This window comes from Streptomyces sp. 35G-GA-8 (genome assembly GCF_023534745.1).
In the GTDB taxonomy this organism is placed as follows: domain Bacteria; phylum Actinomycetota; class Actinomycetes; order Streptomycetales; family Streptomycetaceae; genus Streptomyces.
Map to the genome: position 1 here is coordinate 230904 of NZ_JAMHJQ010000014.1, position 20721 is coordinate 251624.

At 71.9% G+C, this 20721-nt stretch carries 17 protein-coding genes and 1 pseudogene; 11 read left to right on the plus strand and 7 right to left on the minus strand.

Annotated elements, in window-relative coordinates:
* Positions 1–66 precede the first annotated feature (66 nt).
* Entirely contained in the window at positions 67–1191 is a 1125-nt protein-coding gene (gene disA, locus M1203_RS29765; protein ID WP_030354428.1) for a DNA integrity scanning diadenylate cyclase DisA, read from the minus strand.
* A gap of 44 nt (positions 1192–1235) precedes the next feature.
* Entirely contained in the window at positions 1236–2645 is a 1410-nt protein-coding gene (gene radA, locus M1203_RS29770; RefSeq protein ID WP_249952907.1) for a DNA repair protein RadA, read from the minus strand.
* A gap of 209 nt (positions 2646–2854) precedes the next feature.
* On the opposite strand from radA, the gene M1203_RS29775 reads away from it, so the two are divergent.
* Positions 2855–4792, plus strand: coding sequence for an RNA polymerase sigma factor (locus M1203_RS29775; RefSeq protein ID WP_249952908.1), 1938 nt, complete (start codon positions 2855–2857; stop codon positions 4790–4792).
* Between the two features lie 2 nt (positions 4793–4794).
* Here the strand turns inward: M1203_RS29775 and M1203_RS29780 are convergent, their stop codons facing one another.
* On the minus strand, positions 4795–5619 hold the full coding sequence (locus tag M1203_RS29780) for a hypothetical protein (protein WP_374404327.1): 825 nt from the start codon (positions 5617–5619) through the stop codon (positions 4795–4797).
* A 112-nt stretch (positions 5620–5731) separates the two neighbouring features.
* Here M1203_RS29780 and M1203_RS29785 point away from each other — a divergent pair, with 112 nt between their 5' ends.
* The 4 genes from M1203_RS29785 to ilvD all read left to right on the plus strand — a co-directional run bounded on the left by M1203_RS29785 (position 5732) and on the right by ilvD (position 10288).
* Positions 5732–6664 (plus strand): Ppx/GppA phosphatase family protein, encoded by a 933-nt coding sequence (locus M1203_RS29785; RefSeq protein WP_249952910.1) that lies wholly within the window; start codon positions 5732–5734, stop codon positions 6662–6664.
* 22 nt (positions 6665–6686) lie between these two features.
* Positions 6687–7640, plus strand: a complete 954-nt coding sequence (locus M1203_RS29790; protein WP_249952911.1) for a sugar phosphate isomerase/epimerase — start codon at positions 6687–6689, stop codon at positions 7638–7640.
* On the plus strand, positions 7637–8248 hold the full coding sequence (locus M1203_RS29795; protein ID WP_249952912.1) for a TetR family transcriptional regulator: 612 nt from the start codon (positions 7637–7639) through the stop codon (positions 8246–8248). The genes M1203_RS29790 and M1203_RS29795 overlap by 4 nt, the downstream gene beginning before the upstream one ends.
* 189 nt (positions 8249–8437) lie before the next feature.
* The gene (gene ilvD, locus M1203_RS29800) at positions 8438–10288 is read left to right on the plus strand and encodes a dihydroxy-acid dehydratase (protein ID WP_249952913.1); all 1851 of its coding nucleotides are present in this window, start codon (positions 8438–8440) and stop codon (positions 10286–10288) included.
* Positions 10289–10357: 69 nt separating this feature from the next.
* Here the strand turns inward: ilvD and M1203_RS29805 are convergent, their stop codons facing one another.
* From M1203_RS29805 to M1203_RS29815, 3 genes are all read right to left on the minus strand, one after another.
* Positions 10358–11515 carry an RNA polymerase sigma factor gene (locus M1203_RS29805; RefSeq protein ID WP_249952914.1) on the minus strand — a complete coding sequence of 386 codons (1158 nt, stop codon included), beginning with the start codon at positions 11513–11515 and terminating at the stop codon, positions 10358–10360.
* A 7-nt stretch (positions 11516–11522) separates the two neighbouring features.
* Entirely contained in the window at positions 11523–11930 is a 408-nt protein-coding gene (locus M1203_RS29810; RefSeq protein ID WP_249952915.1) for a YciI family protein, read from the minus strand.
* 95 nt (positions 11931–12025) lie between these two features.
* Positions 12026–14386: a serine/threonine-protein kinase gene (locus M1203_RS29815; RefSeq protein WP_249952916.1), complete on the minus strand. Its 2361-nt coding sequence runs from the start codon at positions 14384–14386 to the stop codon at positions 12026–12028.
* Between the two features lie 126 nt (positions 14387–14512).
* Here M1203_RS29815 and M1203_RS29820 point away from each other — a divergent pair, with 126 nt between their 5' ends.
* The 6 genes and pseudogenes from M1203_RS29820 to proC all read left to right on the plus strand — a co-directional run bounded on the left by M1203_RS29820 (position 14513) and on the right by proC (position 19038).
* Entirely contained in the window at positions 14513–14884 is a 372-nt protein-coding gene (locus M1203_RS29820) for a hypothetical protein (protein ID WP_374404329.1), read from the plus strand.
* Between the two features lie 81 nt (positions 14885–14965).
* Positions 14966–15562: a hypothetical protein gene (locus tag M1203_RS29825; RefSeq protein ID WP_374404318.1), complete on the plus strand. Its 597-nt coding sequence runs from the start codon at positions 14966–14968 to the stop codon at positions 15560–15562.
* 40 nt (positions 15563–15602) lie between these two features.
* On the plus strand, positions 15603–16355 hold the full coding sequence (locus M1203_RS29830) for a class I SAM-dependent methyltransferase (RefSeq protein WP_249952918.1): 753 nt from the start codon (positions 15603–15605) through the stop codon (positions 16353–16355).
* Between the two features lie 52 nt (positions 16356–16407).
* A pseudogene (locus tag M1203_RS29835) lies at positions 16408–17215 on the plus strand (ABC transporter ATP-binding protein).
* 98 nt (positions 17216–17313) lie between these two features.
* Positions 17314–18051 (plus strand): ABC transporter permease, encoded by a 738-nt coding sequence (locus tag M1203_RS29840; protein ID WP_249952938.1) that lies wholly within the window; start codon positions 17314–17316, stop codon positions 18049–18051.
* Positions 18052–18228: 177 nt separating this feature from the next.
* Positions 18229–19038, plus strand: coding sequence for a pyrroline-5-carboxylate reductase (gene proC / locus M1203_RS29845; protein ID WP_249952919.1), 810 nt, complete (start codon positions 18229–18231; stop codon positions 19036–19038).
* Between the two features lie 53 nt (positions 19039–19091).
* Here the strand turns inward: proC and trpS are convergent, their stop codons facing one another.
* Positions 19092–20090, minus strand: a complete 999-nt coding sequence (gene trpS, locus M1203_RS29850) for a tryptophan--tRNA ligase (protein WP_249952939.1) — start codon at positions 20088–20090, stop codon at positions 19092–19094.
* Between the last annotated feature and the right edge of the window lie 631 nt (positions 20091–20721).

A 20721-nucleotide genomic window follows, 5' to 3' on the forward strand; every position in this document is an offset into this window, starting at 1 on the left:
GGCGCCCCGACCCGGGTGAGGGTCGGGGCGCCGCCGTCATGTGCGTACACCGCCATGGGCGGGGCGCTAGACGTAGCGCTCCAGGATCGAGGACTCCGCCAGCCGCGACAGCCCCTCGCGCACGCTGCGCGCCCGCGCCTCGCCGACACCGTCCACCGTCTGCAGATCGTCGACGCTCGCCGCGAGCAGCTTCTGGAGCCCGCCGAAGTGCTCGACAAGCCGCTCGATGATGGCGCCCGGCAGCCGCGGCACCTTGGCCAGCAGCCGGTAACCACGCGGCGAGACCGCGGAGTCGAGCGTCTCGGGCGCGCCGCTGTAGCCCAGCGCCCTTGCCACGATGGGCAGTTCGAGCAGCTCGGGATGGGTCAGCGAGTCCAGCTCGCCGAGCGCCTCGTCGACCGTACGGGAGCGCTTCGCGGTCGGCTCGGGGACATAGTCCCGCGCGACCAGATCCCGTTCCGGCTCCACGCCCGCGATCAACTCGTCCAGCTGGAGCGAGAGAAGCCGGCCGTCCGTGCCCAGCTCGACCACGTACTCGGCGATCTCCGTGGCGATCCTGCGCACCATCTCAAGCCGCTGGGCGACGGCCGTCACATCCCGGACCGTCACCAGGTCCTCGATCTCCAGCGCGGAGAGCGTGCCCGCGACCTCATCGAGACGGAGCTTGTACCGCTCCAGGGTCGCCAGCGCCTGGTTCGCCCGCGACAGGATCGCCGCCGACTCCTCCAGGACCCGGCGCTCCCCGTTCACATACAGCGCGATCAGCCGCATCGACTGCGATACGGAGACGACCGGGAAGCCGCACTGCTTGGACACCCGGTCCGCCGTGCGGTGCCGGGTGCCCGTCTCCTCCGTGGGGATGGACGACTCCGGGACCAGCTGCACGCCGGCCCGCAGGATCTTGGTGATGTCCTTGTCCAGGATGAGCGCGCCGTCGAGTTTGCACAGCTCGCGCAGGCGGGTCGCGGTGAACTCCACGTCCAGCACGAAACCGCCCGTGCACATCGACTCGACGGTCTTGTCCATGCCCAGGACGATCAGACCTCCGGTGTTGCCGCGCAGGATCCGCTCCAGGCCGTCGCGCAGCGCCATGCCCGGCGCGACAGCGCTCAGGGAGGCGCGCATCAGCGCTTCGTTGCCGGAGCCCGCGCCGGACTTTCCGGGCGCTGATGCCCGGTCGTTGGCTGCCACTGCACTCCTCCGGCTCGTACGGATGGGCGAGACCAGGGCAAAGTCTACCGGCGAGCGTTGTCTTCCCGTGGGGCGTCCGCGCGACCGCGGCGCGGCAGCACCCTGAGAGCATCACCCATGTCGGCGACTTCCGTGACCTTCATACCGGCCGGGATCTTCCCCGGATCGGTAGGAACAAGCGCCTGTGTGAAGCCGAGACGGTGGGCCTCGGCCAGCCGGCGCTGGACGCCCGTAACCCTTCTGACCTCGCCCGCGAGCCCGACCTCACCGATCGCGACCAGGTTCTTCGGCAGGGGGGTGTCGCTGGCCGCGGACGCCAGCGCCAGGGCGATCGCGAGATCGGCGGCGGGCTCCGTGAGCTTCACCCCTCCGACCGTCGCGCTGTAGATGTCGCGCTTGCCGAGCGCGCTGATCCGGCCGCGCTGCTCCAGCACGGCGAGCATCATCGAGACCCGGGAGGTCTCCAGTCCTGAGGTGGTGCGCCGGGGCGAGGGGATCTGTGAGTCGACCGTCAGCGCCTGTACCTCCGCGACGAGCGGCCGGCGCCCCTCCAGGGTGACGGTCAGGCAGGTGCCGGGCACGGGCTCGTCGCGCCGGGTGAGGAACAGCCCGGACGGGTCGGCGAGGCCGGTGATCCCCTCGTCGTGCAGCTCGAAACAGCCGACCTCGTCGGTCGTCCCGTAGCGGTTCTTGATCCCACGGACGAGCCGCAGCCTGGCGTGCCGGTCGCCCTCGAACGACAGCACGACGTCCACAAGATGTTCGAGCAGCCGCGGCCCCGCGATCGCGCCGTCCTTGGTGACATGACCCACCAGGAGCGTCGCCATACCGCGCTCCTTGGAGGCCCGGATGAGCGCGCCCGCGACCTCACGGACCTGGGCCATGCCACCCGGCGCGCCCTCGATCTCGGGCGAGGCCACGGTCTGGACGGAGTCCATGATCAGCAGCGATGGCTTGACCGCGTCGAGATGGCCGAGAACGGCGGACAGATCCGTCTCCGCGGCCAGATACAGATGGTCGTCGATGGCCTTGATCCGGTCGGCGCGCAGCCGCACCTGGCTGGTCGACTCCTCGCCCGTCACATAGAGCGTGCGGTGCTCGTCACTGGCCGACTTCGCCGCGACATCGAGCAGCAGCGTCGACTTGCCCACGCCCGGCTCGCCCGCGACCAGCACGACGGCGCCCGGCACCAGCCCGCCGCCGAGCACCCGGTCCAGCTCGTCCACGCCCGTGGAGCGTGCGGTGGCGGTACGGGCGTCGATCTGGCCGATCGGCAGCGCGGCGGTGGAGACCCGGCCCGCCGCCGTGGTCCGTACCGCGGGCGCGCCGTACTCCTCGACCGTGCCCCATGCCTGGCATTCGGGGCAGCGGCCGAGCCATTTGGCGGTCGTCCAACCGCACTCGGTGCAGCGGTAGGAAGGCCTGTCCTTGGCGGTTTTCGTACGGGCAGCCATGGCGTCACCGTATAGGGGCGCACCGACAGCGCCGACCAGGGAGAGGGCACGGCCCCGGCGCGCGAGGGGAGAAGGCGGGACGAGGGGGCGCGGAACCCCTCGGAACGTGCGATTCCTGTCCCCTTTTGAGGGATACCTTCACCCGTAAGGATTAATTGTGCTCAAGAGGTGTGAAGGGTGTGGGTCTCTCTGTCTAACGTCGCCGGGTGATGAGCAGCAGCCCCGACACCTCCACGCACACCACCGGCGCACACCGCGCGCCCCGTCGTGCGCCCCAACCGCTGCCGCGCCGCCAGGCCGCGCGTTATGAGCGGTATCTCGACGGTCTGTTCACCTACTGCCTCTCCGTGCTGTGCGACCACGACGTCGCGACGGAGGTGCTCGGCGAGGTGCTGTCCATCTCCGAGCGGCAGTACGGCCGTTGCCCCTCCGGCGACGGGGAGCGCAAGGCGTGGCTGTACGCGCTCGCCCGCTGGTCCTGTCTGCGCAGACTCACCGAGCAGCGCCGCAGCAGGCTGGGGGCGCATTCGGCCCAGCGCGAGCCGGAGCCCGCGCCGACGCAGGCGCTCGCGCCGGAGACCGCCGAGCGCCGGCGACGTGAACTCGCCCTGCTGGCCTGGCCGGAGGCCGCGGGTACGACCCCCGAGCAGCGCGAGATCCTGGAGCTGGCCGTACGCCACCAGCTGGGCCCGACGGAGGTCGCCGCCGTGCTGTCCATGGAACCGGCGGCGGCCCGTGAACTGCTCGCCTCCGCCGCCTGCGAGGTGGAGCGCACCCGCGCCGCGCTCGCCGTCGTCGACACCGGCGACTGCCCCTCCGTCGCCCGGCTCACCGGCGACCATCAGGTGCTGCTCTCCGCCGCCCTCCGGCGCGAACTGGTCCGGCATGTCGACGACTGCCCGCGCTGCCGGCGCGCGGCCGAGCGCGCCGAGGCGGCAGGACCGTGGCCCGGGTCGCGCCTCTGCCCCCTTCAGAAACTCCCGGACGGCGCCGCCGCGCGGCCCGCCCCGGCGGCAGCGCCCTCCGGTCCGCCGTCGGCCCGGTCCGCCGTCCCGCCCGCCGTGCTGCCGATCGTCACGGCACCGAGGGAGGCCACGTACGCGGCGATGGAACGGGCCCCCCGGGCGCGGGCCGCGGCGCCGCGCTTCGGACGCGGCGGCTTCCCCATGGACCCCAAGGACCGGGCCGCCCGCCGTGAACGGCTGCGGGCGCGGGCCGTGACCACCACCGTCGTGGCGACCGTCGTCGCCGCGCCCGTACTCGCCCTCTGGGCGGCGTACCGCGGCGCGGCGGAGACGGGGGACGGCCGCGAAGGCTCCTCGGTCAGCGCGGGCGCGACGGAGGGCCCGCCCGGGATGGACGAGGAGCCGCGCGAGCACCACAAGCGCGAGCACTACGAGAACGCGGGCAGCGCCCGGGACGGGTCGGGCGCCGGTCATGGCCCCGGCCGCGGCCCGGGCGGGGAGGGCAACGCGCCCGGCGTCTCGGTCGAGGTCATCAGCGACGGCCGGCCCGTACCGCCGCCCCCCGCGGGACAGCCGACCATCGGCAGGCTCTCGGTGGAGGCGCGGCCCCACGGCGACACGACGATGGTCACGCTCAGGGCGTCGGGCGGCGCCCCGGTCTCCTGGACGGCGGGGACCAAGGCCCCCTGGCTCCGGCTGAGCCGCCACTACGGCACGCTCGCGCCCGGTGAGTCCTTCACGGTCCAGGTCTTCGTGGACCACCGGCGCGAACCGTCGGGACCCTGGAGCGCGCGGGTGGCGATCTATCCGGCGGGATCCGTGGTGAAGATCTACGGCTACGGCTCCAGACCGCCGTCCTCGGGACACGCGGGACACACGGGCCGACCCGGGCATCCCGCGCACCCGGGACACCCCGGGCAGCCGGGAAACCCCGCGGATCCCGGCACCGGCGGCCCGACGCGGCCCGGCCCTGCCGACCCGCCGGGTTCGTCCCACCCGCCGGGCCCGGGGGCGGGGTCCCCGGATCCGACCAGTCCGTCCGATCCCGGTCCGTCCGATCCCGGCACGGGCGGGCCCGTCCCCGGCGGCCCCCAGCAGTCCGACCCGCCCCCGGACCCCTCGGCCCCGGACCCCTCGGCTCCGGGCTCGGGTTCCCCGGACATGAGTACCCAGGGAGGCTAGGGCTAGGGCCTGTCCGAGCGCCGCGGCGGGTCCGCCGGATGCGGCGCCACCAGCGGAAGCTCGCTCGCCAGGCGCCGCTCGCACAGCTCGGCCAGCCGGTCGTAGCCCTCCTTGCCCATCAGCTCGGTCAGCTCGGGCCGGTACGTCTTGTACACCGGTTCGCCCGCACCGTGCGCCGAGGTCGCCGACGTGCACCACCAGTGCAGATCGTGGCCGCCGGGCCCCCAGCCGCGCCGGTCGTACTCACCGATGGACACCTGGAGCACGCGCGTGTCGTCGGGCCGCTCGATCCAGTCGTACGTCCGCCGGACCGGCAGCTGCCAGCAGACGTCCGGCTTCGTCTCCAGTGGCTCGCGCCCCTCGCGCAGGGCCAGGATGTGCAGCGAGCACCCGGCGCCGCCCGCGAAGCCCGGACGGTTCTGGAAGATGCAGGAGCCCTGCCAGCGGCGGGTCTGACGCTCGCCGTCGTCGTCCGTCTGTGTCCAGCCGGTGGTCGTGCCCTCCTCGTGGAACTGCCAGAGATCCGGCGTGAGGCGTGCCACATGACCGGCGACGCGCTTCTCGTCGTCCTCGTCGGAGAAGTGCGCGCCCAGCGTGCAGCAGCCGTCGTCGGCGCGGCCCGCCTGGATGCCCTGGCAGCCGCTGCCGAACACGCAGCTCCACCGCGAGGTGAGCCAGGTCAGATCGCAGCGGAAGACCTGCTCGTCGTCGGCGGGATCGGGGAATTCGGCCCAGGCACGGGCGAAGTCCAGCCCCTTCTCGTCCGGGACATCCCGGTCGTCACGGATGTCCCCCGCACTCCGGGGAGCGCGCGAGGAGGTGCTGATCGCCTCCTCCTGCTGGTGCTGCTTCTTCGGGCCCTTGGCTTTGCCCGGCTTCGCCTTTTTCGTCTTCGGCACAGGTCCAGCGTATGCGCGCGGTCGCAGTAGCGTTCCGTTCATGAGACTCGGAGTCCTCGACGTCGGTTCGAACACGGTTCACCTGCTCGCGGTGGACGCCCACCGCGGCGCCCGCCCGCTGCCCGCGCATTCCTACAAGGCGGAGCTACGGCTCGCCGAACTGCTCGACGAGAGCGGCGCGATCGGGCCCGACGGTGTCGACCGGCTCGTCTCGACGATCGCCGACGCGCTCCAGGCCGCCGAGGACAAGGGCTGCGAGGACGTCCTGCCCTTCGCGACCTCCGCCGTGCGCGAGGCCAGCAACGCCGAGCAGGTCCTCGGGCGCGTCAAGAGCGAGACCGGCATCGATCTGGAGGTCCTCACGGGCGAGGAGGAGGCCCGGCTCACCTTCCTCGCGGCCCGCCGCTGGTTCGGCTGGTCCGCCGGGAAGCTCCTCGTCCTGGACATCGGCGGCGGCTCGCTGGAGATCGCGTACGGGATCGACGAGGAGCCGGACGCCGCCGTCTCCCTGCCTCTGGGCGCGGGCCGGCTGACCGCGGGCTGGCTGCCCGGCGATCCGCCCGACCCCATCGACGTGAAGGCGCTGCGCCGGCACGTACGGGCGCGGATCGCCCGCACGGTCGGGGAGTTCTCGCGGTTCGGCAGCCCGGACCATGTCGTGGCCACGTCCAAGACCTTCCGCCAGCTGGCCAGGATCGCCGGGGCCGCGCGCTCCGCCGATGGGCTGTACGTACAGCGCGAACTGAGTCGTACGTCACTGGAGGAGTGGGTGCCCAAGCTGGCCACGATGAGCGCGCTCCAGCGCGCCGCGCTCCCCGGCGTCTCCGACGGCCGCTCGTCCCAGCTGCTGGCGGGAGCGCTGGTCGCGGAGGGCGCGATGGACCTGTTCGGGGTCGAGAGCGTGGAGATCTGCCCCTGGGCGCTGCGCGAGGGCATCATCCTGCGGCGGCTCGATCAACTCCCGACCACGTAGAGGGTGCCCGTACCCTGTCTCCGTGGCAGAACCTGTGGTGCGCATCCCGGATGCGAAGGTCGCGCTCTCGACGGCTTCGGTCTATCCGGAGTCCACGGCGACGGCCTTCGAGATCGCCGCACGTCTGGGATACGACGGCGTCGAGGTCATGGTCTGGACCGATCCCGTCAGCCAGGACATCGAGGCGCTGCGCCGGCTCTCCGACTATCACGAGGTGCCCGTACTCGCCGTACACGCGCCCTGCCTGCTCATCACCCAGCGCGTGTGGTCCACGGATCCCTGGGTGAAGCTCCAGCGGGCGCGCGCGGCGGCCGAGACCCTCGGCGCCTCCACCGTGGTCGTGCATCCGCCGTTCCGCTGGCAGCGGCAGTACGCGCGTGACTTCGTCACCGGCATATGGCGGATGGCCGAGGAGACGGACGTACGGTTCGCCGTCGAGAACATGTACCCGTGGCGCTACCGCGACCGGGAAATGCTCGCCTACGCGCCCGACTGGGACGTGACCAAGTACGACTACCGGCACTTCACCGTCGATCTCTCGCACACCGCGACCGCCCGTACGGACGCCATGGCCATGATCGGCCGGATGGGCGACCGGCTGGGTCATGTCCATCTCGCGGACGGCAACGGGTCGGCCAAGGACGAGCATCTGGTGCCCGGCCGGGGCACGCAGCCGTGTGCCGAACTGCTGGCGGGGCTGGCGGGCAACGGATTCGACGGGCAGGTCGTGATCGAGGTGAACACGCGGCGCGCGATGTCGGCCGCGGAGCGCGAGGCCGATCTGGCAGAGGCGCTGGCGTTCGCCCGGCGGCATCTGGCCGCGCCGTCCTCCGCACCGGCGCCGTCCTCGGGGCCCTCGCCGTCCTCCTCGCCCGCGTCGGCCCCTTCGGCCGCGCCGTCCGCGGGGACACGGCCGGAGCAGTCCCCGGCGACGCGGTCGCCCCGTACCGGCTCCTCGGGAGCGCGCCCGTCATGAACGGTACGGCTCCGCGCCGCCGTGGCCGCCCCACCCGCGAGGCGGCCGACACCGGCCCCAGCGCCCAGCAGAAGATCCTCGACGCCGCCCGCGCGGAGTTCGCCGAGCGCGGGTACGACAAGACCTCCATCCGGGGCATCGCCAAGGCGGCGGGGGTCGACGCGGCACTCGTCCACCACTACTTCGGCACGAAGGACGAGGTCTTCGCGGCGGCCATCGAGGTCTCCTTCGAACCGGCCCTGGTGCTGCCCGCGCTGCTGGACGGCGGCACGGACGGCATCGGCGAGCGGCTCGCCCGCTTCTTCCTCGGCGTCTGGGAGAACCCGGTGACCCGGGCCCCGCTGCTGGCGATCATCCGCTCCGCGCTGACGCACGAGGCCGCGGCGAAGGTGCTGCGTACGTTCGTCCTGCGGCGGCTGCTGGAGCGGATCGCGGAGGAACTGGACGTACCGGATCCCACGTTCCGCGCCGAGCTGGCCGCGTCGCACATGATCGGGATCGCCCTGCTCCGCTATGTGATCAGGGCGGAGCCACTGGCGTCGGCGGACACCGAGGAGATCATCGCGATGGTGGCGCCCACGATTCAGCGCTATCTCACCGAGGCCTGACGACCGAAGCCTGACGACCGAGGCTCTGGCGACCGGGACCCCAGGCCCGAGGCCGGACGACCGACCGAAAGCTGAACAGCCGTTCCGCATGCCGGACGTGCTGTCCAGATCTTGGATCCGGGGCGTACGCTCGAAGAAGTCATTTCTGCCGAAGACCGGCTGACGGATCTGCCGAAGGAGCGAGCGACGATGCCCGAGCTGAGGTCCCGCACTGTCACCCACGGCCGCAATATGGCGGGCGCACGCGCCCTGATGCGGGCATCGGGCGTAGCGAGCGAGGACATCGGCAAGCCGATTGTCGCGGTGGCCAACTCCTTCACCGAGTTCGTGCCCGGCCACACCCACCTCGCGCCGGTCGGCCGGATCGTCTCCGAGGCGATCAAGGCCGCGGGCGCCGTGCCGCGCGAGTTCAACACCATCGCCGTCGACGACGGCATCGCGATGGGCCACGGCGGGATGCTCTACTCCCTCCCGTCCCGCGATCTGATCGCCGACTCCGTCGAGTACATGGTCGAGGCGCACTGCGCGGACGCGCTGATCTGCATCTCCAACTGCGACAAGATCACCCCGGGCATGCTGATGGCCGCGATGCGCCTCAACATCCCCACGGTCTTCGTCTCCGGCGGCCCCATGGAGGCCGGCAAGGCGACCCTGGTGGACGGCACGGTCCGCAAGCTCGATCTGATCAACGCGATCTCGGACGCGGTCAACGAGAACGTCTCGGACGAGGACATCCTCCGTATCGAGGAGAACGCCTGCCCGACCTGCGGTTCCTGTTCCGGCATGTTCACCGCCAACTCGATGAACTGCCTGACCGAGGCCATCGGCCTCTCCCTGCCGGGCAACGGCTCGGTGCTGGCCACGCACACGGCGCGCAGGGCGTTGTACGAGAACGCGGGCCGCACGGTCGTCGAGATCACCAAGCGCCACTACGAGCAGGACGACGAGTCGGTCCTGCCGCGCTCCATCGCCACCCGGGCGGCCTTCGACAACGCCATGGCCCTCGACATCGCCATGGGCGGCTCCACGAACACCATCCTCCATCTGCTCGCCGCCGCCCAGGAGGCCGAGCTGGACTACGACCTCGCCGACATCGACGCGGTCTCGCGCCGGGTGCCCTGCCTGGCCAAGGTCGCACCCAACGTGGCCCCCGGCGGCACGTACTACATGGAGGACGTCCACCGGGCCGGCGGCATCCCCGCCATCCTGGGCGAGCTGTACCGCGGCGGTCTGCTCAACGAGGACGTGCACACCGTCCACTCGCCGAGCATCAAGGACTGGCTGGAGACCTGGGACGTCCGCGGCGGCTCACCGTCCGACGAGGCGGTCGAGCTGTGGCACGCGGCGCCCGGCTGTGTCCGCTCCGCCGAGGCCTTCTCCCAGTCCGAGCGCTGGGACACCCTCGACACCGACGCCGCGGGCGGCTGTGTCCGGGACGTCGCCCACGCGTACTCGAAGGACGGCGGCCTGGCGGTACTGAAGGGCAACCTCGCCGTCGACGGCTGTGTGGTGAAGACGGCCGGCGTCGACGAGTCGATCTGGACGTTCGAGGGACCCGCCGTCGTCTGCGAATCGCAGGAGGACGCCGTCGAGAAGATCCTCCGCAAGGAGATCGCCGAGGGCGATGTCATCGTGATCCGCTACGAGGGCCCGCGCGGTGGCCCCGGTATGCAGGAGATGCTTTACCCGACCTCGTATCTGAAGGGCCGGGGCCTCGGCAAGTCCTGCGCGCTGATCACCGACGGCCGCTTCTCCGGCGGTACGTCGGGCCTGTCGATCGGTCATGCCTCCCCGGAGGCGGCCTCGGGCGGCACGATCGCGCTCGTCCACGACGGCGACCGGATCCGGATCGACATCCCGAACCGTACGATCGAACTCCTCGTCGCCGACGACGAACTGGCCACCCGCCGTGCGGCGCTGAACGGCGTGTACGCCCCCGCCGCCCGCGAGCGCAAGGTCTCGGTGGCGCTGCGCGCGTACGCGGCGATGGCGACGAGCGCGGACAAGGGCGCGGTCCGGGACGTCACGCGCCTGGGCTGACGGCCTCGGTGCGTACCGCTGCCCGGTACGTACTGACTGGCTGGCGGATTCAGGTGGCGCACGGCCGTGCTACGTACCCGGCCGTGCGCCTCCGCGGGCGTTGAGCCGGGCCGCCTGGCGCGTCAGATGGTCGCGCTCGGCGAGATTCGGTGCCTTCCGGGCGGCCTCGGCGTACAGCCGTGCCGCCGTCGCCGGGTCGCCGTCGCGTTCGTGGAGATACGCCGCCACCGCGGTGTGGCGGGGCAGTGAGTCGTCCAGCGCCGCGAGCGCGGCAAGACCGGCGCGCGGTCCGTCCGCCTCGCCGACGGCCACGGCGCGGTTGAGCCGGACGACCGGGCTGTCGGTCAGGCGCGCGAGTTCGTCGTACCACTCGACGATCTGCACCCAGTCGGTCTCCTCGGCGGTGGGCGCGTCGGCGTGGAGCGCCGCGATGGCGGCCTGCGCCTGGAACTCACCCAGCCGGTCCCGGGCGAGGGCCGCCTGCAAGATCCCGATGCCCTCGGCGATCGACGTGGTGTCCCACCGGCCGCGGTCCTGCTCGGCGAGGGGCACCAGGGCCCCGTCGGGCGCGGTCCTGGCCGCCCGCCGGGCGTGGTGGAGCAGCATGAGGGCGAGCAGCCCCGCCACCTCGGGGTGGTCGATGGCGGCCGCGAGCTGCCGGGTGAGCCGGATGGCCTCGGCGGCGAGGTCGACATCGCCGGAGTAGCCCTCGTTGAACACCAGGTAGAGGACGCGCAGCACGGTGGAGACATCGCCGGGCCGGTCGAACCGTACGCCGGAGACGGTCCGCTTGGCCCGGCTGATGCGCTGCGCCATGGTCGCCTCGGGCACCAGGTAGGCCCCGGCGATCTGGCGGGTGGTCAGCCCGCCGACGGCGCGCAGCGTGAGCGCGACCGCGGACGACGGCGTCAGCGACGGATGGGCGCACAGGAAATAGAGCTGGAGCGTGTCGTCCACGGCGGGCGCGGGTCCTGGCGCCGGCTGCTCGTCGACCAGGTCCTCACGGCGGCGGCGGGCGGTGTCCGCGCGGGTCGCGTCGAGGAAGCGCCGCCAGGCCACGGTGACCAGCCAGCCCTTCGGATCCCGCGGCTGACCGGCCGGCCAGACGCGGACCGCCTCGACCAGCGCGTCCTGGACGGCGTCCTCGGCCGCCGCGAAGTCGGCTCCGCGGCGGACGAGGATCCCGAGCACGCTCGGCGTGAGGCTCCGGAGCAGGGCCTCGTTCACTGGGAGATCACTCCGTGATGGTGGGCGGCTCGGTCAGGAACGGGCGCAGCTCAAGCCACTCGTGGATCGGCTGCCCGCCCGCGCCGGGGGCGGCGGACAGCTCCCCGGCCAGCTCGACGGCGCGCTCGTAGCTGTCGACGTCGATCACCATCCAGCCGGCGATGAGGTCCTTGGTCTCGGCGAACGGGCCGTCGGTGACCGGCGGGCGCCCCTCGCCGTCGTAGCGGACGAACGTCCCCTCGGGGGCGAGCGCCTGACCGTCGACGAACTCGCCGGTCCCCTCCAGCCGGTCCGCGAAGTCCTGCATGTACTTCACATGGGCCGAGATCTCCTGCGGCGTCCACCGGTCCATGGGTACGTCGTTCACCGCGGCCGGAGCGCCGCGGTAGTGCTTGAGCAGCAAGTACTTGGCCATGGTGGTTCTCCTCGGTGCTGGTGCGACCCATTGTGGTCGCGTTCACCTCGGGGACGGAGCCGGGATCGGGTTCTCGACATCGCCGACAGATGTTTTCACCACCGGTCCGGCTGCCGGCTGTCCACCGCGAAGACGGATCCGTCGGGCGCGGTGGCGAAGACGGCGCCGGGCTCGGTGACGGGCGCGGGCAGTGTGGCCACGAGCGTGTGGGGCCCGTCGTCCATCCGGGGCTTCGTCTGCCCGAGCAGGACGCCACGCTCGGCGTCCACGGCGAGCAGCCGCCCGTCGCCCGCGCTCAGATAGACGCGGTTCCCGGCGGCGGTGGGCTCTGACGCCCGGGTGACCGACGTCTCCAGCCGCCAGCGCAGGCCGGCGCTCCCGCCTCCGCCCGCCGCGCCCGCTCCGCCGGATCCGGTGGTGTCGACGGCGAGCAGCGAACCCGTGTACCCGATGACATAGACCGTGTCACCGGCCACGGTGGCCTGTGCCTGGTCGACCGGCGTGGCCAGCGGGACGCGCCGTACGGTACGGGTCGACGCGTCGACCCGTACGACCTCGTTCGTATAGCCGTCGGCGTCCTCGGAGAGCAGGAACAGCGCGTCGTCCGAGGCACCCGCCGGGATCAGGCTTCCCGTCAGCCGCTTCTCCCAGCGCACGGCGCCGTCGGCCGGATCGATGGAGCTCACGTCGGTGGCCCGGCCGTCGGACGACGGAGTCGCGGCGAACAGCGCGCCGTCGCCGCCGGTACCGTTCGTCGGCGCCGTCCAGACGGTGCCCGTCCCGCCGCGCTGCCGGCTCCAGCGCTCGTCGCCGGTCGCGCTGTCCAGGGACCGCACCCGTCCGTCGTAGCCCACGAGCAGCACCGTGTCACCGACATGACGGACGGAGGCGTACGAGGAGAGAGGCGTGGACCAGCGCCTGCCGCCCGAGCCCGGATCGAGCGCCTCCAGCCGCGCCCCGCCGGGGCTGATGACATGCAGCAGCCCGCCCGAGAGAACCGGTGCGGCGCCCGCGTCGGCCTCCGCGGCGGTCTTGTCGCCCTTGACGGACCAGTCGAGTCGGCCGTCCGCGGGATCGAGTCTGGCCGCTTTGATGCCGGGAGCCGTGCAGTAGACGGCCGCCTCGGCGGCCGAGCAGACGGGGATGTGATTCCCGCCGCCGGTGTCGGGCAGCTTGATGTGCCAGGGCTGGAACGTCCCGCCGGGCCCTTTCGCCTCCGCCGGCCGCGCGGGATCGGCGGCGCCGTCGTCCATCGAGGCGCGGGCACCGGCGAAACCGGCCGCCGCCGCGGCGGCCGCCAGCACCACACCGATCGCCGCCCAGCGTCTGATCCGCCGACGGGGGCGGGCCGCGGGCCGGCCGCTCTCCGGTTCGGCGCCGTGAGGCTCCGTGCCGGCCGCACTCTCCGCGCCCTCCGCGCCCTCCGCGCGTTCCGCGGGCCTGATCCGGAGATGTCGCGTGCGGGACCCGGCGGGACGGGCATGGGTGGCGGGGTCCGGATCCGCGTTCTCGGCGCGGTCGGGAACGCGCTGCGCCGGTACGAGCGGACTCGCCCGGAGCCCACTCGTCCGCAGCGCACTCGCCCCGGACGACGACACCCGCGCGCCGCGCCGCCCGTCCGCGCCCGGCGCCGACGACGGCCGCAGCGTGGCCATCATCTCGTCCGGGGTCGGCCGGTCGGCCGGATCCTTCGCCAGACACCGGGTGATCAGCGGCAGCAGCTGCTCCGGGACCCCCGCCAAGTCCGGCTCGTTGTGGACGACTTGGTACGCGACGATGTACGGGCTGTCGGAGTCGAACGGCCCGCGCCCGGTCGCCGCGTGGACCAGTACCGCGCCCATGGCGAACACATCGGCGGCGGGGCCGACTTCACGCGGTCGCTGGAACTGCTCGGGCGCCATGAACGGCGGGGTGCCGATGAGCTTGCCCGTCTCGGTCCGCAGATCACTGTCCGTCGGGCGCGAGATACCGAAGTCGATGACCTTGGGCCCGTCCGACGCCAACAGGACATTGCTCGGCTTGAGATCGCGGTGCACCACACCGGCCCGATGGATGTCGCGCAGCCCCTCGGCCAGCCCCGCGCCGAGCCTGGTCAACTCCTCGGCGTCCAGCGGACCGTTCCGCTTCACCCGCTCGGAGAGGGTCGGACCATCGATGAACAGGGTGGCCATCCAGGGCCGTTCGGCCTCCGGATCGGCGTCCACGACAGGCGCGGTGAAGGCGCCGCTCACCCGGCGGGCGGCGGCCACCTCCTGCCGGAACCGGGCTCTGAACTCGGGATCCGACGCATGGTTGGTATGGATGACTTTGACGGCGAGACGCAGCCCGGAGGCGGAGGTGGCCAGATGGACCACGCCCATTCCGCCCGATCCCAGGGCTGCTTCGAGCAGATAGCGACCGGCGTAATCCGGACGCTCCGCTTCCGGGGCCGACCCGGTGTTGCGCAGTGGTGGCATCGCCCACCCCCGTGTATTCGTGCGCAAGCGCGACGCACGGAGCCTAGTCGATGATGCGTGCTATCAAGCCATGGGTTGCTAGCCTGCGCGGCGCAGAGATACGCACCTTCAATGGGGGAGGACCGAATGGCGGTCGAAGAGGTTGAGAGCGGCGTGGGGATTGCCGGGGGCGATGTCGTAGGGGGTGCGGGGGAGGCGGCGGCCGAACCGCGGCTCGCCGAGACGGCGGTGGCCGTGGAGACGATGGCGGCGAAGCGGTACGCGGTCCACCCGGACTACCGCGTGAACGTCCGCAGCGGTCCCGGCACGAGCTACCGGCTCGTCAAGGTGCTCCCGTACGGCGCGAGCGTCCCGATCAACTGCCAGAAGCCGGGCGAGTGGGTCTCCGGCCCGTACGGGACGACGAACCTGTGGGACAACATCGCCAACGGACAGTTCGTCTCGGACGCGTATGTCTACACGGGCAGCAACGGCTATGTGGCGGAACGCTGCGCCTGACCGGGCGTGCGGGGGCGCCGGGCGTTCCGGGGTGTGCCGGGCCGACGGGGCCCGGTGACGCGCGCCGGGGATAATCGCCGCGTGAGCGAGCACCCCGTAGCCCCCGGTACCCCCGTAGACCCCGTGGACCACGTGGACCACGTCAAGCCCGTGGGGCCCGCACAGTCCGTACGCCCCGAGCAGCACGGTCACGGCGGCCCCGAGCCCGAGGCCATCCGTTTCTTCGGTACGACCTGGGTCGGCCACGACGGCGGCTACGCACTGCGCCGCGTCGTGGTCGCCGTGGGTTCCCTCGTCACCACCGTCGCCGCCTGCCTCGTGCTGCGTTTCGCGTACCAGGGTCTGGAGATCGCGGACGTGGGCGCGTTCGTCGGGGTGCTCGTGATCGCGGTCTTCTCGGTGTCCGGCGCCATCGCGTTCCGCAGGACCTGGGACGGTTTCCAGCGCCGCCCGGCCGATCCGGCCCGCGAGGAGGCGCTGCGCAGCGTCAAGACGATCGGTTTCATCGGCTCGCTGGTGGCGTACTTCCTGCGCTCACTCGTCGAGGCCCCGGGCGAGGGGCTGCGCCGCGTGGAGTACGAGACGGCCCTCGTCCAGTACGAGCGCCGACGCAGCGCCCGCACCGGCAACCCGGCCGCCCGCGGCGGCGGCAAGGGCAGGAAGCCCAAGCGCGCGTAGGTGCTGTCCCGGCGTGCCCGGCCGCCGCCAGGATGGGCGCATGACCGAACGCGAACGCGCCCTCTCCTTCGACGCCGTGGCCGACCAGTACGACGAGGCCCGCCCCGGCTATCCGCCCGCCCTCTTCGACGCCGTCGAGGAGCTGACCGGCCGCCCGCTCAGCGGCTCCCGCGTCATCGACGTGGGCGCGGGCACCGGTATCGCCACGCGCCTGCTGCGCGCACGCGGCGCCCTGGTCACCGCCGTCGAGCCCGGACCGGAGATGGCGGCCCGGCTGCACCGCGCCGCCCCCGGTGTTCCGCTCGTCCGGGGCCTCGGTGACGCGCTGCCCCTCGCCGACGGCCGCGCCGACCTCATCACCTACGCCCAGTCCTGGCACTGGACCGACCCGGCACGCTCCGTGCCCGAGGCCCTGCGCGTCCTGCGGCCCGGTGGCGCGCTGGCCCTCTGGTGGAACATCTCGGACGGCGACGTGCCCTGGATCGCGGCCCAGGCCGAACGGATCCGGCACTGGGCCGGCGATGTGCACCACGGCGCCCACAGCGCCTCCGGCCGCGCGCGGAATCTGCCGGCCGCCATGGAGCGCGCGGAGCGCCGTATCACCTGGACCCGCCGCGTCCCCCTCGACACCCACCTCGCCAATCTCGGCAGCCACTCCGTCTTCCGTATGCGCGGCGAACAGGCCGCGGCCGACTTCCTCGCGGACGAGCGGACGGAACTGCTCGGGCTCTTCCCGGACGGGACCGTCGAGGAGGCATATGCCGTCGAGCTGACGGTCGCCCGTCGCGCTTGACGGTCGCCGTCCGCGCTTGACGAGCGCATCGGCCGTGCCCATTATTCATCACATGATGAATTTCAATGAGGGTGCCATCCGCGCCCGCGGTCTCACCGTCCGGCGAGGCGACCGCACGGTCCTGCGCGGCCTCGACTTCACCGTGTCGCCGGGCCGGATCACCGGCCTGCTCGGCCCGTCCGGCTGCGGCAAGTCGACCCTGATGCGCGCCATCGTCGGCACCCAGGCCAAGGTCACCGGCGCCCTGGACGTCCTCGGCCTGCCCGCGGGCGACGGGGCGCTGCGCGCCAGGATCGGCTATGTCACCCAGGCGCCGTCCGTCTACGACGATCTGACGGTCCGTCAGAATCTCGACTACTTCGCCGCCGTGCTCGACCCGGGACGGTCCCGCCGCGACGCCCGCCGCGCAACGGTCCTCCGGGCCATCGACGATGTCGACCTCGCCTCCCACGCCGACTCACTCGCGGGCAGACTCTCCGGCGGCCAGCGCAGCCGGGTCTCCCTCGCCGTCGCCCTGCTCGGCACCCCCGAACTGCTCGTCCTCGACGAACCGACCGTCGGCCTCGACCCCGTACTGCGCCGCGATCTGTGGGACCTCTTCCACCGCATCGCCGCCGAGCGCGACGCGACGATCCTGGTCTCCTCCCACGTCATGGACGAGGCCGAACGCTGCCACCGCCTCCTCCCACGTCATGGACGAGGCCGAACGCTGCCACCGCCTCCTCCTCATGCGCGACGGCGAGATCCTCGCCGACGACACCCCGGACGCGCTGCGCGCCCGTACCCACGCGGAGACCGTGGAAGCGGCCTTCCTCCACCTGGTCGACGAGGCCAACGCACTCCAGGAGAGCGCCCGATGACCCACACGACCCCCGCGACCCCCGGTACGCTGACGACCCCCGGTGCCAAGGCGGTCCCCGGCGCGACGCCTCCGTCACGCACCACCGCGGCGGCACCGATGTCCGCCGCCCGCACCCTGGCCACCGCCGCCCGCGTGCTGCGCCAGCTGAGCCACGACCCGCGCTCGATCGCGCTGATGATCCTCGTCCCGTGCGTGATGCTCTTCCTGCTCCGCTACGTGTTCGACGGGAGCCCGCGCACCTTCGACGCCATCGGAGCCTCGCTGCTCGGCATCTTCCCGCTGATCACGATGTTCCTGGTGACCTCGATCGCCACCCTGCGCGAACGCACCTCGGGCACCCTGGAACGGCTGCTCGCCATGCCCCTGGGCAAGGCCGACCTGATCGCCGGATACGCCCTCGCCTTCGGCCTGCTCGCCATCGTCCAGTCCGTCCTCGCCACCGGCCTCGCGGTCTGGGCCCTCGGCCTCGAAGTGGTGGGATCCGCCTGGCTGCTCCTGCTGGTCGCACTCCTCGACGCCCTGCTCGGCACGGCACTCGGCCTCTTCGTCTCCGCCTTCGCCGCGTCCGAGTTCCAGGCGGTGCAGTTCATGCCCGCGGTGATCTTTCCGCAACTGCTTCTCTGCGGCCTCTTCACCCCGCGCCCGAACATGCAGCCCGTCCTGGAGGCGATCTCCAACGTCCTGCCGATGTCCTACGCCGTCGACGGCATGAACGAGGTCCTGCGCCATACGGACATCACCGGCGACTTCGTCCGCGACGCCGTGATCGTCGCCGGCTGCGCCGCGCTCGTACTCGCCCTGGGCGCCGCGACCCTGCGCCGCCGTACGGCGTAACGGACAGGCCGCCCGCCGCCACCCCGCCGACCCGCGCCCCGCCGACCTTCGCCGTACCGCTCCTCGGACACTTCCCGCGCGCCTCCCGGCCCCGGTGCGAGGATGGATCAGGAAGGACAGCAACAAGGAAACACCAAGGAAAACAGCACACATCCCCACCGGCGAGGTGACCCCGCAATGCCCCAGACAGTCGCAGTCCTCGGTACCGGAAAGATCGGCGAGGCCCTGCTCAGCGGCATGATCCGGGCAGGCTGGCGGCCCGCCGACCTGCTGGCCACCACGCGCCGCGCCGACCGGGCGGAGGAGCTGCGCAACCGGTACGGCGTCGAGACCGTCACCAACGCGGACGCCGCCAAGCGCGCCGACATCCTCATCCTCGCCGTCAAGCCGCAGGACATGGGCAAGCTGCTCGACGAACTCGCCCCGCACGTCACCGCCGACCGCCTGATCATCAGCGCCGCCGCCGGTATCACCACCGCGTTCATCGAGGAGCGCCTGACCGCGGGCACTCCCGTCGTACGCGTCATGCCCAACACCCCCGTGCTGGTGGACGAGGGCATGTCCGTCATCTCCGCGGGCAGCCATGCCCTCGCCGTCCACCTCGCCCACGCCGAAGAGATCTTCGGCGGCGTCGGCAAGACCCTCCGCGTCCCCGAGTCCCAGCAGGACGCGGCCACCGCCCTCTCCGGCTCGGGCCCGGCGTACTTCTACTTCCTCGTCGAGGCGATGACCGACGCCGGCATCCTCCTCGGCCTGCCCCGCGCCCAGGCCCATGAACTGATCGTCCAGGCCGCCATCGGCGCCGCCGTCATGCTGCGCGACAGCGGCGAACACCCCGTGAAGCTCCGCGAGGCCGTGACCTCCCCGGCGGGCACCACCATCAGCGCCATCCGGGAGCTGGAGAACCACGGTGTACGGGCCGCCCTGATCGCCGCGATCGAGGCGGCCCGCGACCGCAGCCGCGCCCTGGCCACCGGGAACGGCTGACACCCCGGCGGGACGCGGCTGCTGCTCAGCGGATCTCACTCAGCGGATCTCATTCAGCCGGCGGGCAGCAGCCCGATGGCCCGATAGGCGGCGTCGACCACCGGGCGGGCCATCGCCCTGGCCCGCCCGGCTCCCTCCTTGAGCACGCCGTCCACATAACCGGGATCCGCGGCCAGCTCCGCGTGCCGCTCGCGCAGCGGACGCAGCAGCTCGACCACCGCCTCCGCCGTGTCCTTCTTGAGCGCGCCGTACGAGTCATACGCACCGGCCAGCTCGTCCGGGCTTCCGCCACCGCATGCCGCGAGGATCTCCAGCAGATTGGCCACGCCCGGCTTGGTCTCCGGGTCGTACTCGACCTCCTGCCCGCTGTCGGTGACGGCACGCATGATCTTCTTACGGGCCACATCGGCATCGTCCAGGAGATAGACGATCCCGGCGCCGGACTCATGCGACTTGCCCATCTTCGACGTCGGATCCTGGAGATCCATGACCCGCGCGGCCACCGGCGGCCGGGTCGCCTTCGGAATGGCGAACGTATGCCCGTACCGCTGGTTGAACCGCACCGCGAGATCCCGGGTCAGCTCCACATGCTGCGTCTGGTCATCGCCCACCGGCACCTCATCCGTGCGGTAGGCCAGGATGTCCGCGGCCATCAGCGCCGGATACGACAACAGCGAGAACCGCACGCTCTCCCCGGATGTCAGCGCGCGGGCGCTCTTCTCCTTGTACTGGATCATGCGCCGCAGCTCCCCGTCGGTGGCGGTGCACTCCAGCAGATACGAGAGCCGCACGTGTTCGTCCACATGGCTCTGTACGAACACGACGCACAGGTCGGGATCCAGCCCCGCCGCCAGCAGCAGCGTCGCGGCCTGCCGGCTGAGTCTGCGCACGCGGGCGGGATCGTGTTCGACGGTCAGCGCGTGCAGATCCACCACGCTGAACAGCGCGTCGGCCCGGTGCTGATCGACTTCGACCCAGCCGCGTACGGCCCCGAGGTAGTTGCCGAGCGTCAGATGCCCCGTCGGCTTGACCCCGCTGAAGATCCGCGTCATCTCTCTCATCACCCTCCGGATCGGAGCCGCCGTCTCTCAGCGGCCGGCTACCCGAGGGGAGTAACGCGAACGGCCGCCGAAGCGGCGGCCGTTGAGTGCACACGTGTGTGGGCGGCCGCCGTCAGGCGGCCCACCACTGAAGGTTGCACGTGTGCGTTGTCATGGCCCTCAGAGTAGCGGCCAACCCCCCAAGTTGACAGGCCAAACACAGATCCGTAATGTTCTCCGAGCTGTCCGACGTGAGCACCGGTCCAGGCCGGTCCCCGGACAGTCATTCCGCAGGACCCACTACAAGCGAGCGACCGCTGGTGTCGCATTGTTTTGCGTGAGCTTTTGCGAATGAGGAATCCGCGTTCGATAGGGATGCGGCCCCGATTAGCGTCGGAGCAGCAGATTCCGCTAAAGTCTCACTCGTCCGAACGGCCCAACGGCCGGGATGGCAGCCCACTCTGACTGGGAATCAGGCCCGAAAGGATCTGATAGAGTCGGAATCGCCGGAAAGGGAAACGCGAAAGCGAAGAACTGGAAGGCAGCCCCGCTCCGACGGGGAATCGGACACGAAAGAGTCTGATAGAGTCGGAAACGCAAGACCGAAGGGAAAAGCCCGGAGGAAAGCCCGAGAGGGTGAGTA

What these genes read in the sequence shown, in the direction of transcription:
- M1203_RS29775 (WP_249952908.1), top strand. Translation starts at nt 2,855, where the DNA reads ATGAGCAGCAGCCCCGACACCTCCACGCACACCACCGGCGCACACCGC.
- ilvD (WP_249952913.1), top strand. Translation starts at nt 8,438, where the DNA reads ATGCCCGAGCTGAGGTCCCGCACTGTCACCCACGGCCGCAATATGGCG.
- M1203_RS29840 (WP_249952938.1), top strand. Translation starts at nt 17,314, where the DNA reads ATGTCCGCCGCCCGCACCCTGGCCACCGCCGCCCGCGTGCTGCGCCAG.
- M1203_RS29815 (WP_249952916.1), bottom strand. Translation starts at nt 14,386, where the DNA reads ATGCCACCACTGCGCAACACCGGGTCGGCCCCGGAAGCGGAGCGTCCG.
- radA (WP_249952907.1), bottom strand. Translation starts at nt 2,645, where the DNA reads ATGGCTGCCCGTACGAAAACCGCCAAGGACAGGCCTTCCTACCGCTGC.
- trpS (WP_249952939.1), bottom strand. Translation starts at nt 20,090, where the DNA reads ATGACGCGGATCTTCAGCGGGGTCAAGCCGACGGGGCATCTGACGCTC.
- M1203_RS29810 (WP_249952915.1), bottom strand. Translation starts at nt 11,930, where the DNA reads ATGGCCAAGTACTTGCTGCTCAAGCACTACCGCGGCGCTCCGGCCGCG.
- proC (WP_249952919.1), top strand. Translation starts at nt 18,229, where the DNA reads ATGCCCCAGACAGTCGCAGTCCTCGGTACCGGAAAGATCGGCGAGGCC.
- M1203_RS29820 (WP_374404329.1), top strand. Translation starts at nt 14,513, where the DNA reads ATGGCGGTCGAAGAGGTTGAGAGCGGCGTGGGGATTGCCGGGGGCGAT.
- M1203_RS29830 (WP_249952918.1), top strand. Translation starts at nt 15,603, where the DNA reads ATGACCGAACGCGAACGCGCCCTCTCCTTCGACGCCGTGGCCGACCAG.
- M1203_RS29785 (WP_249952910.1), top strand. Translation starts at nt 5,732, where the DNA reads ATGAGACTCGGAGTCCTCGACGTCGGTTCGAACACGGTTCACCTGCTC.
- M1203_RS29795 (WP_249952912.1), top strand. Translation starts at nt 7,637, where the DNA reads ATGAACGGTACGGCTCCGCGCCGCCGTGGCCGCCCCACCCGCGAGGCG.